This window comes from Pseudomonas sp. Wu6, assembly GCF_019891515.1.
Taxonomy (GTDB): Bacteria; Pseudomonadota; Gammaproteobacteria; order Pseudomonadales; family Pseudomonadaceae; genus Aquipseudomonas; species Aquipseudomonas orientalis_A.
Genome location: NZ_JAFLXH010000011.1, coordinates 1 through 13,574 on the forward strand (window position 1 = coordinate 1; position 13,574 = coordinate 13,574).

11 protein-coding genes are annotated in these 13,574 nt (G+C 56.3%); 5 read left to right on the plus strand and 6 right to left on the minus strand.

Annotated elements, in window-relative coordinates; translation table 11 throughout:
• Window positions 1–889: 889 nt before the first annotated feature.
• The 5 genes from J1G34_RS09915 to J1G34_RS09935 all read left to right on the plus strand — a co-directional run bounded on the left by J1G34_RS09915 (window position 890) and on the right by J1G34_RS09935 (window position 7,847).
• On the plus strand, window positions 890–1,441 hold the full coding sequence (locus tag J1G34_RS09915) for a hypothetical protein (protein ID WP_186753140.1): 552 nt from the start codon (window positions 890–892) through the stop codon (window positions 1,439–1,441).
• 110 nt (window positions 1,442–1,551) lie between these two features.
• Window positions 1,552–2,280: a hypothetical protein gene (locus J1G34_RS09920; protein ID WP_186753141.1), complete on the plus strand. Its 729-nt coding sequence runs from the start codon at window positions 1,552–1,554 to the stop codon at window positions 2,278–2,280.
• Between the two features lie 182 nt (window positions 2,281–2,462).
• On the plus strand, window positions 2,463–4,358 hold the full coding sequence (locus J1G34_RS09925) for an ATP-dependent nuclease (protein WP_186753142.1): 1,896 nt from the start codon (window positions 2,463–2,465) through the stop codon (window positions 4,356–4,358).
• Window positions 4,355–6,073 carry a UvrD-helicase domain-containing protein gene (locus J1G34_RS09930; RefSeq protein WP_222993930.1) on the plus strand — a complete coding sequence of 573 codons (1,719 nt, stop codon included), beginning with the start codon at window positions 4,355–4,357 and terminating at the stop codon, window positions 6,071–6,073. Before J1G34_RS09925 ends, J1G34_RS09930 begins: the two co-directional genes overlap by 4 nt.
• A 580-nt stretch (window positions 6,074–6,653) precedes the next feature.
• Window positions 6,654–7,847, plus strand: coding sequence for a tetratricopeptide repeat protein (locus J1G34_RS09935; RefSeq protein ID WP_177052526.1), 1,194 nt, complete (start codon window positions 6,654–6,656; stop codon window positions 7,845–7,847).
• A gap of 555 nt (window positions 7,848–8,402) precedes the next feature.
• Here J1G34_RS09935 and J1G34_RS09940 read toward each other — a convergent pair.
• The 6 genes from J1G34_RS09940 to J1G34_RS09965 form a co-directional block, all read right to left on the minus strand.
• Window positions 8,403–8,570 carry a hypothetical protein gene (locus tag J1G34_RS09940; protein WP_177052527.1) on the minus strand — a complete coding sequence of 56 codons (168 nt, stop codon included), beginning with the start codon at window positions 8,568–8,570 and terminating at the stop codon, window positions 8,403–8,405.
• Window positions 8,571–8,659: 89 nt separating this feature from the next.
• Window positions 8,660–9,646 carry a hypothetical protein gene (locus J1G34_RS09945; protein WP_177052528.1) on the minus strand — a complete coding sequence of 329 codons (987 nt, stop codon included), beginning with the start codon at window positions 9,644–9,646 and terminating at the stop codon, window positions 8,660–8,662.
• Between the two features lie 632 nt (window positions 9,647–10,278).
• Window positions 10,279–11,211 (minus strand): phosphatidate cytidylyltransferase, encoded by a 933-nt coding sequence (locus tag J1G34_RS09950; RefSeq protein ID WP_065897798.1) that lies wholly within the window; start codon window positions 11,209–11,211, stop codon window positions 10,279–10,281.
• A 1-nt stretch (window position 11,212) separates the two neighbouring features.
• Entirely contained in the window at window positions 11,213–11,833 is a 621-nt protein-coding gene (locus J1G34_RS09955) for a lysophospholipid acyltransferase family protein (RefSeq protein ID WP_065886684.1), read from the minus strand.
• Window positions 11,834–11,842: 9 nt separating this feature from the next.
• Window positions 11,843–12,286 carry a hypothetical protein gene (locus J1G34_RS09960; RefSeq protein ID WP_222993932.1) on the minus strand — a complete coding sequence of 148 codons (444 nt, stop codon included), beginning with the start codon at window positions 12,284–12,286 and terminating at the stop codon, window positions 11,843–11,845.
• Complete coding sequence (locus J1G34_RS09965; RefSeq protein WP_222993934.1) at window positions 12,276–13,574, minus strand: phosphatase PAP2/dual specificity phosphatase family protein; 1,299 nt, start codon at window positions 13,572–13,574, stop codon at window positions 12,276–12,278. Before J1G34_RS09965 ends, J1G34_RS09960 begins: the two co-directional genes overlap by 11 nt.

Below are 13,574 nucleotides of genomic sequence, written 5' to 3' on the forward strand. Positions count from 1 at the left end.
CAGCAGCGCAGCTTTACGTTCTTCTGAATAGAAAGGCATGACCATACTCTTGCCGCCCCCGGAATGCTTTTCAAAAAGCGGGGGACACGACAACTACCCTGACACCGGGGGAGTGTACCAACTGAGCAGATAGAGGACTGTCATCATGCTATGGAGTGTACTCAAGGGCGCCGCCGAAATTGGCATGGGGATCTACCAGAGGATTACCGAGGAAGATGCCAATAAGGAGGAAGCCAACCAGCGCTATCGGAACCATTTCCTGCCATGTAACAAGTGCGGAGCCTTGGCTAAGCCACTCGAAGGAACCGAGCGTAACTACGGATGTGAGTGCGGCCACCGGTTTGCCGGTCCTAAGCACCCTTACTGAGAGGCTGGTGAAGCCCTGGCGGGCAAACTGAACGCTGTTCTTGGCGGCCAGCAAACTGTTTAAGGAAAGAGCTATGAATAGCTATCAGCTTCAAGGAATTGCTGCTGCTTTGGAAGAAGGCTACGGCTAATGCCCGCAAGGCCAAGCGGCACTTATGCGCTGGATCGAAGAAAAGGTATCCAAGCTTAAAGCGCGAGGCTTGCCAGGTAGAGAGACGGACTTGGCTTGGTGAAGAGTAGGAGAGGTATGCGAACCGATAAATGTGAGAAATGTAGCGAGAAATTTGAGGTTGTCGAGATAGGCGGTGGGCAGCCATATAAGCCAGATAACGCAGACATCGAGTGTCCATGCTGCCATCACAAGACATCGGAAAAAACGACTGGTTACTTCATTACCAAAAAGCTTTCACGCAGTTAGGCAAAATCGCATCAAGTGCACCAAAGCCCTGCCCTCAAACGTGGGGCCGGCCTGAACATCGCAGGTCATTTAAACCATTGCGGATCCCTAAGGTGATCTCGGATTATGAAAGATGAAGCGCAATTAGGCTACAAGCCTATACAGGACGATGTGTTGAAGACACTGGGTCTTGCGATGATCGCCGGGCAGGGTGTTGAGCACCTGTTGAGCAGTTGCCTTACTTTTCCTTTACACGGCGAGCCACTTCAAACTGTGGAACAGCTTCAGCTCCTGTTTGAGCGACACTCAAAAGCCACTTTGGGGCGACTGCTCAAAGCGCTGAGGGAGCGGGCTGATCTGCATCCCACCTTCGACGACAAGTTGGAGCGCTTCCTCCAGCATCGCAACATCATTGCGCATCGGCTACATGATGTGCCGGGCGGTTTTGACCTGCATTCCGATGAAGGGCGAGGGAGGCTAAAGGCCTTCCTGCTCCAGTACATGGAGGATGGTCACATCGTCAGCATGGTATTCCTGGGCATTTTGCGGGGATGGGCGAGCCAACAGGGCATTGATATTCCCAATGAGCACCATCTGAGCCAGCGAATGCAGGATCACCTCGACGCGAATGTTATGCCAAATTTGGACGCTTTTATCAGGTCTAAAGAACACCCCTGAGTCCTAGAAAAAGTCATTCAGCTGCACCCAGCCCAGCCGTCGAACGTTTGGCTAAATAAGAAGAGGCACCGGGACGGCCGGTACCTACAACGACCGCGCAAAGGACCTGTATGCAGCAAAGTCTCAAGGACACCGTTCCTCGCAATTTCAGCACCGGCTACATTTTTGCCGACATCAACAATGACTTGGGCGACTGGATCAAAACTGCTCAATCTCACCCCCTTCTTTCTCAAATGGCCTACGCGTATGCCAGACGCATTGCGGTGCAGGCGCTGTACGCACAGGGTTTGGTAGACCTGGACCTAGTCAATCACGTGCTCGGCATCTTCAAAGGAATACAGGCGATGACAGGCCACACCGTCGAGTTTCAGGAGGACGCGCTGGCTGAGGCAAACCGATTGATCATCGAATACCACCCTTTTGCGACTGGTTTTTTTACGAAGAATCTGGCCCATTGGTGCCAGGTCAATTCCGGGCCGGCGAATCAACCACAGCGAACCGATGCGGAGTTGTTCGGAATGATCTTCGAGCACGCTTTCGCCTACCAGGAGGTGCTGAGAACTGTACAAACGATCAATGCCGGCACCCAGTCGTCCCAAGCTCCTGAGGTGCAGTTACGCCAAGCGCAAGAGGATGAGTACTACGCAGAAATGCGTGAGGAAGCCTTCGCAGACTTACCGCTGTACCACAGCTCTAGGGAGGACGCTCAAGCACATGCAAAACGGAAAAACTTAAAGGTCTATCGAAGCGGAAGCGGATCATATTTCACCGCGCCAGAGGGTTATGTCGAGCCCGACCATTCTTCATTCCTGGACCTAGAAGATGGCATTGTTTTTTGACGTGAAGGCATACGGGTCTAACGTAGACCTAGGCTCCTAACTCGGGGGACATTACCAGTGCTGGATTTTTGCCGATTGGTGTTGGGTCAGTGTGGCATCGGCCACTGGGTCAACCCGGCGTCAGCGCCAACACACATCAGCTCATATAGGCTTTTATACGCACAACACGGATGGAGATTTTCATGTATCTCGCTGAGCTGACTATTAAGAATTTCCGCAAGCTACGTGACGCCAAGCTGAAATTTCAGCCTGGGTTGAATGTGCTGGTAGGTCCAAACAATGTTGGCAAAAGCGCTGTAGTGGATGCGCTTCGGACCCTTCTCGCAGGTCATGACGAACCGTATCCCCGCCTTGATATCGCCGACCGGCACCGTCCGCTTGAAGGCGAGCCGGCTGGCGACATTTCCTTCCATTTTGTCTTTCGTGATTTAAGCCACGATGATGAAGCAGACTTTATCGCTGCGCTCAAGCCTGCAGCTGATAAAACCATGGAAGCCCATATCCATGTCCGCTATACCGATGCAGATCAGACAGGACGCTTCAGGGTAAAACGTTGGTGTGGCGATCATCAGGACGTGGCCCTTACCTCAGACATGATGGAAAACCTCAGGGGCGTTTATCTCCAACCCCTGCGGGATGCCGCTCAGGGACTTCGACCCAGCCGCAACAGCCAGCTGGCACGCCTGCTTCACATGCTCACGGATGAACCAGGCCGTGACGCGATTAACCAAGCATTGAAGGAACTGGACGAAAAGCTCCAACAGACCGAAGCGATCCAGCACACCCATACCGCGATTTCGTCCCGACACGGCCTGATGATGGGCGATCAATTGGCACAGACACTCTCTGTTGGGCTTAGCGCGACGGACTTTCAGCGGTTATCTGCTCGGCTTTCCCTCACGGCTCAAGCAATGGAAATTGAGCAGAATGGCCTGGGTTTCAACAACCTGATTTTCATGGCGGTAGTGCTAAGCGAGCTGGCCAAGAATCCGGACGCCGCGTATCGCAGTTTGATTGTTGAAGAGCCGGAAGCCCATTTGCATCCTCAGTTGCAGCGCGTGTTGTTGCGCTACCTCGCAGGCGTGCCAACGAGCGAAGGTGAAAAGGCGGTGCAGCTGTTCGTCACCAGCCACTCCCCCAATTTTGCCAGCAACTCTAAGCTCGAATCCCTGGTGTGTTTGGTTGAGAACGATGCCGGCGTAGAGACCTTCTTCCCGCGCGACATCAAGTTCGGTAAGGGCAAACGCGAAAAGCTGGAGCGCTATCTGGACGTGACCCGAGCCGAACTTTTTTTTGCTCGCCGGGTAATATTCGTGGAAGGCGCCGCCGAGCTTATGCTCGTCGATGCTCTGGCCACGCTCATGGGGCTGGACCTGCGAGAGTACGGGGTCAGCCTGATCAGTGTCGAAGGACTCAATTTCGATTCTTTCCTACCCTTGTTCGGTGAAAACGGACTTCGGATCCCGGTTGCCGTCGTAACAGACGCCGATCCTTTCGAGGAGGAAGAGGCCAACGAGCTTGCGGAAGGTGCGCTGGATGCAGGTGACATCGAAGACATTCTTGCCGAGGCTGCGTATCTCGAAGAAACGGGTGCCCCTGTCGCCGATGGTCCTTACGCGGATGATCCGTTAGCTGAGCGTGCCAAGAAAAAGAAGAAGCTAAAACGGAAAGAAGTCTACCCGTCGCTGGGAGACGAAGTGAGGCTATCGAGCAACACCGTCAAGATGAAGAAATCGGAAGACGCTTTCGTCAAGGTGTTCCACGGTTTGAAAACGCTGGAATACGACCTTGCATTGCTTGAGGCGAACCGCGACTCGATGCTCAAGGCCTTGGCTGACCCTCATCCGATCATTTCGGCAGCGCTACGCACGATCGTCGATGCTCAGCCAGACAACACCGCGAAGGCAAAGGCGCTGTTTTGTGGCATGTTCGAGCGTAAAGCGAGTAGCGGTAATCTGCAAAAGGGGCGGTTTGCCCAGGCTTTGGCTGAACAGATTGCTAGCACGCCAAAGTGCGAAGTACCTGACTATCTCCGCAAAGCGATTGAGCATGTCTGCCAGGGAGCGATCAAACCATGAAGCTCTCCGATGAGCAGAAGGACATAATCAACGCGCCTCTAGGACCTATCGCAGTCACGGCCTGCGCAGGTAGCGGCAAGACGGCAACAGCGATCAGGCGTCTGATTGCCGTCCGGCAAAAAATGGAAAATAGTCGGGGTCGGGTTGTCCTTTTGTCTTTCTCTAATGTTGCGGTCAATACCTTCAACAAAGGCTATGCCCAGCTCGCTTCAGATCTTCCAGACGACGCTAACCGCAAGCGCGTAGAGGTGGACACGCTCGACGGTTTCTTCACCCAGCATGTGTTGCGTCCCCACGCTTACCGGACAATGTCCTCAGACCAAGCCGCGTACCTCGTGTCCGGTACAGAGCCGTTCCTGGCCAACTTTAGGTACTGGCCTGAGGAAGGACGTCCGACCCCCATCAAAGACGTCAAAGTGGGCCTGGAGCATGGGAACTTCTACTTCTTCACCGGTACTCACGATGATTTGGTGAAACTCGATACTGTCAGAGCATCAGATACGATCAAACGCCTGGGTCGCATTGGAGCCTACACGCACGAGCTTGGTCGGTATTGGGTGTACCGAACGTTGGTGGGTCAACCTGCAGTCTTGCGCGCGCTTGCCGCCCGCTATCCGCAGCTTTTGGTCGATGAGTCCCAGGACCTGGGCACCTTGCATCAGGCTATCTTGGAATTGCTCATTAAGGCTGGAGTCCATGTCTCGCTCATTGGTGACGTGAACCAGGGCATTTACGGCTTCGCAGGAGCTGACGGTTCGTTTCTGAGCACTTATTACAACCGTGCTGGCGTGAAGGATTTCAAGCTCACGCGCAATTACCGCTCACTGCCTCCAATCATCAGCATCGCCAATTCGCTCTGTGGCCGCGAGGATGAACCCGATCGGGAGCCTGAAAACGGAGGGGCATATTTCGTCGGGTACAAGGACTCCGAGCTTCCTAAGCTTTTTGAATCGTTCAAAGCGCAAATTGATGACTTGGGCATGCAATATCAAGATGCGGTGATCCTCAGCCGGGGGACTGACCGGGCGGCAGTGCTATCCGGCAAAGCTGCTCCCCCAGGTCAAGGTACGGTCGCTCTTTTCACCAAAGCAGCATTGGTCCGAGACCAGCAAGGCCGCTATCAAGATTGCTTCAAGCTTGTGTGCCGAGCGGTGGAGGGCTTGATGGATAAGCCACCGCATGGCCTCAGCACTCACCTTCAGGGTGTCCCGCAGGATGCATGGATGTTTGGGCTTAGACGACTGCTGTGGGGTTTCATCCGCGACGCTGAGGCCGGGCTACCTTCATCTACGCTTTTGGCTAAAACCGAGTGGCATCCCCAATTACTGACCAATCTCAAAAAGCTTCTCTCGACCACCGAAGGGCAATTTGGGTTGAAGGCTGCAGACAAGCTGGGCAACAAGCTGGCTAAAACCGGGTTGTTGGATCTTCCCCTAACTGGTGCGGTAGAGGAGAAAGATCGGGGCCCCGGGATTAGAGTGGAAACCATCCACCAGGTGAAGGGCGAGTCTATCGGTGCGGTTCTGTACGTAACCAAAAAGCCGAACGTTGACGCCTTGCTTGCCGGCACCCTTACCGAGGAAGGTCGCATCGGCTATGTCGCCGTGACCAGGGCGCGGAACCTGTTCTGGCTGGCCGTGCCACATACTTGCTTGAAAGCACTTCGCCCGAATCTGATTGCCGCTGGTTTTGAAGAGTTTCCTGCCCGCAAGTAGCCAGGATCAAGCGGCATTGCTCAGATGGGCATCAAGGCACGCTTGCAGGTTCAGGGAATGTATGGAAAGGGCTGAAAAGTGAAAGGCATGTAAATGGCCTCTGGTTTGCTGGGCATACCTTGAGTTTAGCTTTTTCACCAACGTATCTAGTTTTTGATAACCTACGGAAACGAGGTCTATGCAGCAGCGGACATAGATGGGCCAGTCGGTGCATTCTGGCGACGGAGAAATGCTGTGGGTTTTGCCGGCGACCGACTCCGTGGGAAGTAACCAGAGATCTTTGTGGTCAAGGCTGCTCGCTGCATCTGACAACCGACTCGCGGCGCCCCCTTTTTCTCGACCAGTCTCGCTCGGCCATTCAGCTCTGAGGGCCTACTGACGATAATTTTCGCAGCCGCCTCACGCAGGGTATTGACACGAAACCACAGATGCCTATTCTAGTCAGGTCGCGTAGGCCACAAGACACGGGATCTGAGCCGCACCCGCCCCCATGATGCACTGGCCAGACAATTAGTGAATAAAGCACCGCCCCCATGCGGCAGGGCTTGTGTTAACTATTGTCTAAAATCAGAGTGCAATCATGACCCAATCATCCTCCCCTCGTATCCCTCGCTGGCTTCGTGAACAACCTGAGCAGCATAAGCAAAATCGCGCCTTCAATTCGGACTATCTGATTCTGCCTGACGGTAATTCGGTCGGGGATCTCCGGCGTGCGGGCACGGACGTAGACTCCTACTGTCTAGAACGCTTCGACATCTCTCTGGATCACCTCATAGAGAAAGCTCGACAGCGCTTCGAATTCGTGACCGATGCGGCAGTCTATTTGCTTGGTGGCATCATGGCAGCCATCAAGCTCGGCGAACCTGGGATCCTTCACAAAGATCGCCTGCAGATGGTAGAGCGCGACCTGCTCGCCTGCGCCCAACAGGATTACGCCGACGCCAAAATGCAACTGGGACTGCTCTATTGCTCAGCGGGTAAGTACTTCGGGCATACCGAAGAAGAGGGCCTGACCTGGATGCTAAGAGCCTTCAATAGCAATCACTCCGATGCGCCGTCCGAGCTGGGTAACTACTACCTGCGTAAAGAGCGCTGGGACAAAGCGGCGTCCTTCCTGCGCAAAGGCGACAAGCGAAAATGCGCGATGTCAGCATTCAGGCTGGCTAAGATGTACCATCAAGGTGCCGGGCCTATCGAGCAAAGCACCCAGAAGGCCTTCAAGCTCTACGGGCAAGCCTCCATGCGCGGATACCCAGAAGCGACAGTCGAGATGGTCGAGCTGTTCTTGACCGATCCTCAGGCTTTTCCACTCCCTGCCAAACCTGAGGAGCTGCTCCACGAGGCAATCAAGGACGGTCTTCCTATGGCCATGTTCTGGCTTGCGGACATGTTCGAGAACGGCCAGCACGTTCAGCAGGATCTCAACGAGGCTGTGAGGCTGTACAAGCAGGCCGCCGACCTGGGACTAGCGGCAGCCGAACTCAAGATGGGCAACATCCACGACGAGAGCCACCACGACGCATTTACCACGTACAAGGATGTTGAAAAAGCAGCCCACTGGTACGAGCGGGCTGCAAAAAATCCAGAAAACGATGAGGTACGTAAGCGTGCCTTCCTCGCGCTGGGCCATATCGGAATGAGGACAGAGCGGTACGAGCAGGCCCGTGGCTGTTTTCTGAACGCTGTGCATTTTGGGTCAGTGACAGGCCACCGTCTCGCTGCACGGGCAGCTCATCTTCACAACGCTCAGCAATGCAGCAAGGGGGACAAATAACATGACCAGACTTATCACGTGCCCCCACTGCGTAGACGGCCACACTAGCTGCCCTGTTTGCCAAGGAGGCCGGGCAATGGTCACCTGCCCAGACTGTGGCGGTGACGGCTGCTGGTACGATCCGGATGCCGAAAAACTGCGTGAATGCAACAGCTGCGAGGGAGAAGGCGCGGTTGACGCAGACGCCTGTGGCCACTGCGGCGGTCAAGGCTCAGTTCTCTGCATGCCTTGCCATGGAACGGGCTCGCTATCCGAGAGCGACTGCCAGACCTGCGGCGGACCAGAGGAAGTTACCTGCCGGCTGTGTCATGGTTCCGGAGAAGGGGGCGATGAAGACGATAGCCTCTGTGGACGATGTGACGGCTCAGGGCTTGAGAGCTGCCCTGCCTGTACGTAAGGACGTCTGAGTAGGATGAAGCCGGTGGGAGCAAACTCACCGGCTTTTTTACATCCGCTTTCTTGCAAGCCTTAAAGGAGCTTCAGCATCTTCTCAAGGGGGAGATCGTGTGGGAGGGCCTGATCGAGTCGGTTGCTATTCTGCTTCTAGGGAGGCCTTCAAGACTGGAGGATGTACAAAATGCTTTTATCATCGGCCTTCTCAGTGGTGATCGTCAGACTCCCGCCTTCGTAGCCGTTTTCCTGCAGGAATTCGGTGCGTTCATGCGTCCAACGCTCGACAACTTTTGAGCCGATGCCTGTTCCACAAGCATCGGTCAAGGCCACCCAGTGCGCTGGTCAAATCCGATGCAAACGACTGGTCAAGCCGAATGCAAATGGGTGGTCAAGTCCATGCAATTACGCACTGATGTTCTTCACTGCTGAATACGTAATCCGGTCGCCTCGTGTTTGCGCTTCAGCTCTACATCAATATCCGCAACGAACCTCTCGGGCGTCGTTGCAAGAGTTTCCCCCGTCAAACGGTGCACAGCGATCACGGTCTCCGCCCGAACGGCTTGATTGCTGGTGAGCTGAACGGCACGTACCAAATTGGATGGATCGACAAAATCGCTCATCATTTTGGACAAAGCTCCGAGCTCTCGCTCCAAGCTCGTGATAGTAGCCACATTATTGAGAGTGGCCTCTGCATGATCGATTTCAGCGTTCGTCAACTGGTCTTTGGTCGGGATGAGCTCGAGCTGTTTACGGTAATCCGATATCTGGCCGGCGTACATTTGATGGTCCCACTCAAGCCACGCTCCCAAACCGCTGAGCTTGCCGTAGGAGCTCGGGTACCAATTTCTTTCAACAACCTTCCGGCCATTCTCGGTGCCTGTCTTGGTTATCTGATATTCCCAGATCACCTCCAGCCTATTAGCCTTCCAGCGTTCGATTAGTTTTTGCCAAATCTGCCGGGGGAGCGCGTTGTAGAGCTCTGCGATTCGAGCTTGCACATCCCGGTGCTGCATGTGAAGGGCTTTGCCCTGCTCTACGTAGGATTGCCGCTTCTTGAGAAGGGATTCCACTCTCCGACGGCGGATTGATTGCCGCCGGTTCGCATCAAGCTGCGTGAAGCCTGCTTTGAGCGATTCATCATCTAGGCTGAGGTACTTGTGGGCACAGCAATTGCCGATCAGAACCACTGAACCATCAGTACAACTGACGACGTAACCTTTCTGGTGAGGCTGACCACATTGCTTACCAAGCTTTTCATACTGGCAGCTTGCTTCACGTTGATAGAGCTTATATGGCCACTCCCCGTGCCCGAAATTTTCTTTCTTAAGCAGCAGATCGAGGGCAATGTCAAAGTGACCTTGGATGTCCGCTAAGGTCTTGAAGTCCATGAAGTCGGTTGTTGGCATCAATTGCTCCAATCTGTTTGAGACGAGAGAAGATGGAACGCGTCATGAGTCTGTATGTATAAACAGTATAGTTCGCTCAGGCTTTGGGTGGAAGGCTTTGTGCCATCGCTTGATACTAGAGCTCGGGTGTTGAAGGGAACTGCGTCTGACCACCCACAGTGCAAGGACGGTCAGCCGTCAGTCCGAGGATCGCCCTTACCCCGATTGGCACTCTTGATCGGGCGGGACGCCGCGTCGTTTATGGCTGCGACAGTTTTAATTCTCTAGAGCACTCGCCTTGACCGGCTTTTTGGGAGGTTGCGACAGTTTTGCGATATTTCGCAAACGAGCTGGACGCCGCGAAAAACGAGGGCCTTCTGCGACAGTTTTAATTCTCAAAAATCAAGGGGCTGTTTCGACAGCCCCTTTTTACGTCCCGTGAATGATCGTTCCCCCGCTCCGCGTGGGAATGCATCCCGTGACGCTCCGCGTCACCATTGCCTGACGATCTTGAAAGCACACAGAACCAAGGTGGGAGGGGGCTTGCCCCCGATGCAGTGGTTCAGCCAATTCATAGGTGACTGATACTCCGCCATCGGGGGCAAGCCCCCTCCCACAGTTTGATCTCCATTGGTTTTGAGAAAGGGGATGGCTCAGGTCCACCAGTAGCGTACGAGGTGGAAGAAAATCGGCGCGGCAAAGCATACCGAGTCCAGCCTATCCAGCATGCCGCCGTGCCCTTCGATCATGTGTCCCCAGTCCTTCACCCCGCGATCGCGCTTGATCGCCGACATCACAATCCCGCCGGCAAAGCCCAGCAGGTTGATCAGCAGCGCGATCAGGAATGACTGCCAGGGATTGAACGGTGTGGCCCACCACAGCGCCGCGCCAATCAGGGATGACAGCAGGATCCCGCCGACAAAACCTTCCACGGTTTTCGACGGCGAGAGGTTGGGCGCGATCTTGTGTTTGCCGAACAGCTTGCCGCACACGTACTGCAGCACGTCGGACAGTTGCACCACGATCACCAGGTAGGCAATCAGCAGCAGGTTGCGGCCTTCATAGCCGGGGATGTCCAGCGTCAGCAGCGCCGGGACGAACGACACGCAGAACACTGCGATCATCAGGCCCCATTGCACCTTCGATGCGCGCTCCAGGAAGTGGGTACTGTCGCCGCCCAGGGAGGCGAGGATCGGCAGCAGCAGGAACACGTAGACCGGGATGAAGATCGAGAACAGTCCGTACCAATCGGCGTAGATCAGCACGTACTGCAGCGGCAGGGCCAGGTAGAACGCCGCTACCAGGGCCGGGTAGTCGCTGCGCCGGGTCGGCGTGAGGGTAAGGAATTCGCGCAGGGCGTAGAACGACACCGCGTAGAACAGCAGGATCACCGCGCCGGTGCCGAGCCAGAAGGCAATACCGATGACGACCACCATCACCCACCAGGCGTTGATGCGCGCGTTGAGGTTGTCGATCACCGCATTGGGATTGCCACGGGTGCGCAGCTTGAGGATCAGGCCGATCAGTGAGGCGGTGACCAGGATCGCGCCGATCCCGCCGAATAACATCAGGGTTTGGCTATCCATCTCAGGAGTGCTCCGGGGCGAGGGCGAGCAGGGCGTCGCGGGTGCGGGCAAGGAACGCGGTTTTGTCTTCGCCTTCTTCCAATTGCAGAGGCGCGCCGAAGCTGGTTGTGCATAACAGCGGCAATGGCAGGACACGCCCCTTGGGCATCACGCGGTTGAGGTTGGCTATCCACACCGGGATCAATTCGGCCTGTGGGTAACTGTTTGCCAAGTGATACAAGCCGCTTTTGAACGGCAGCAGGCCGTCTTCCAGATTGCGCGTACCTTCAGGAAAGATGATCAGCGAGTCGCCACCTTCCAGCGCAGCGAGCATTGGTTGCAGCGGGTTATCCACAGGGTCCTTGCGCTCGCGATCAATCAGTACGCCGTTGAACACGCGGTTGATGATGTAGCGGCGCAGCGCGCTTTTATTCCAGTAGTCGCTGCCAGCCACAGGGCGGGTGAATTTGCGCAGGTTCTGCGGCAGCGACGCCCATACCAGTACGAAGTCGCCGTGGCTGCTGTGATTGGCGAAATAAATGCGTTGTACCGGCACTGGCGCGCAACCCAGCCACAGGCTGCGAGCGCCCGTGACGGTGCGGGCCATGGAGGTAATCAGTGTGGCGACCACGGGTTCGAACATGGGAACTCCTTATCCGGCGAAAGGTAGCCAAGGGCTGGCAAGTATTACGCCCAGGGTCAACAGCACTTGCGCGCCAAGCAGCCAGGCCTGTTTGCGCAGCAATTTGAGTGCACCACGACGGCGTTCGGTCCAGGGCCTGCCGGCGCGCTCGGCCGATTGCAGGCCAAGGGTTTGCAGGGCTTGGTCAAGGTCGGCGGTGCGCTGGGTGTCGCGGGCCAGCAGGGCGAACAAATCGGCGTCGAACGCGACGCGCAGCGCCCAGTATTTCTGTAGAAGCCCCAGGATGATCATCCACAAGGCCAGCACCAGGCAGATCGTCGAAACGCTCGCCATCAGCAACTGGGCCAGGCCGAACAGCACACCGACCACTGTCAGGCCTGTGGATAACTGGTCCAGCGAACGGCCACGCCGCAGCAGGCTGGCAACTACGTGCAGTTCCATGTCAGCGGGCATGGGACAACCCCTCCAAAGCCAAGCGATGTGCAGGATGCAGGACCACACGGGTTCGTGCTGTACGAATAATAGCCAGCGCCTGATCGATCGTCGCCGCGCGCCCGCTGTGCAACAGCCAGGCAGCGATGGCCGTCGCGCTGCGCGAGTAGCCCAGGGCGCAGCACACCAGCAGCGGCCCGTCCAAGCGCAAGCGTTCGATGGCCTGGGCGGCTTGCAGGCATTCGGCGGAGGTTGGCGCAATCAAGTCCAGAACCGGGATGCATTGATAACGGCGTCCCTGTGGATCAATCGGCAGTTCGGCGCAGAGATCGACGATGGCCTTGAATGGCTGTTGCTCGCCGGCGGCTGGAATCCGCCCCAGCCAGACGTTATCCACAATCGGTTCAGGCTGTGGATGACCACGTGTCCACAGCCGCGAATTGATCCAGGCGGCCGCCAGGTAAGGCGCATACAGCCAACGCGCGGCTGAGGTAAGCTGGCCATCGCTGCGTTTCTGAAAGCCCTCGGCACCCAGCAGCCAGTAGTTGGTCGCAACCAAACCCAGCGATACTGCCGGCCACAGCAGCCATAACCCCCAACCGCCCAAGGCCAGCGCGAGCAGCATCAGCGCCAGCGCGCCAAGGGCGTAGCGCGCACCCAGCCAACCGCGTTTAGGGTCGCGTGTCAGTCGGGCATTGCGCAGAGGGTTGGGATGTTCCAGCGGCCATAGCCACACGCATAACCAGCCGGCGAGGGCGCCTGTGGGTAAGTCGATAAAGTGATGTTGATAAGTGGTCAGTACGGAAATACCGATCAGTGCAAACCAGCCGTGCACTGCCCAGCGCCAGAAACCCTGGGTATGCCGCTGGTACACCACCCACAGGATCACCAGCAGCGCGATATGCAGTGAGGGCGCCTGGTTGAAGGGTTTGTCGAAGCCCGCCAGCACCGCAAACAACCAGCCGAACACGCCATCCAGTTCCGGTCGTTCGAAGGTGAAGCGCAGCGGCCAGATCAGGAAGCAACTGACGGCAATCACCTGTGCCGTCAGCAGGCGCAGGGCATGTTGCCTGAGTTCGTGGCGGGTGCTCGGCAGCAACAGGGAGAAACCGTAGAGCAGGTCGATGGACCAATAAGGCACGATAGTCCAGGCCCAGAACGGCATGTGGGTTTCCCAGCCGAACACCAGCGTACCCACATCGCTGCGTTGGGTGGTGACCCAGGTGGCGAGGCCGTAGGTGCTGAAAAACAGCGGTGCCAACAGCAGCAGCCAGAGAAGCGCTGGTTTGAACAAGCCGGGTTCGCGCAT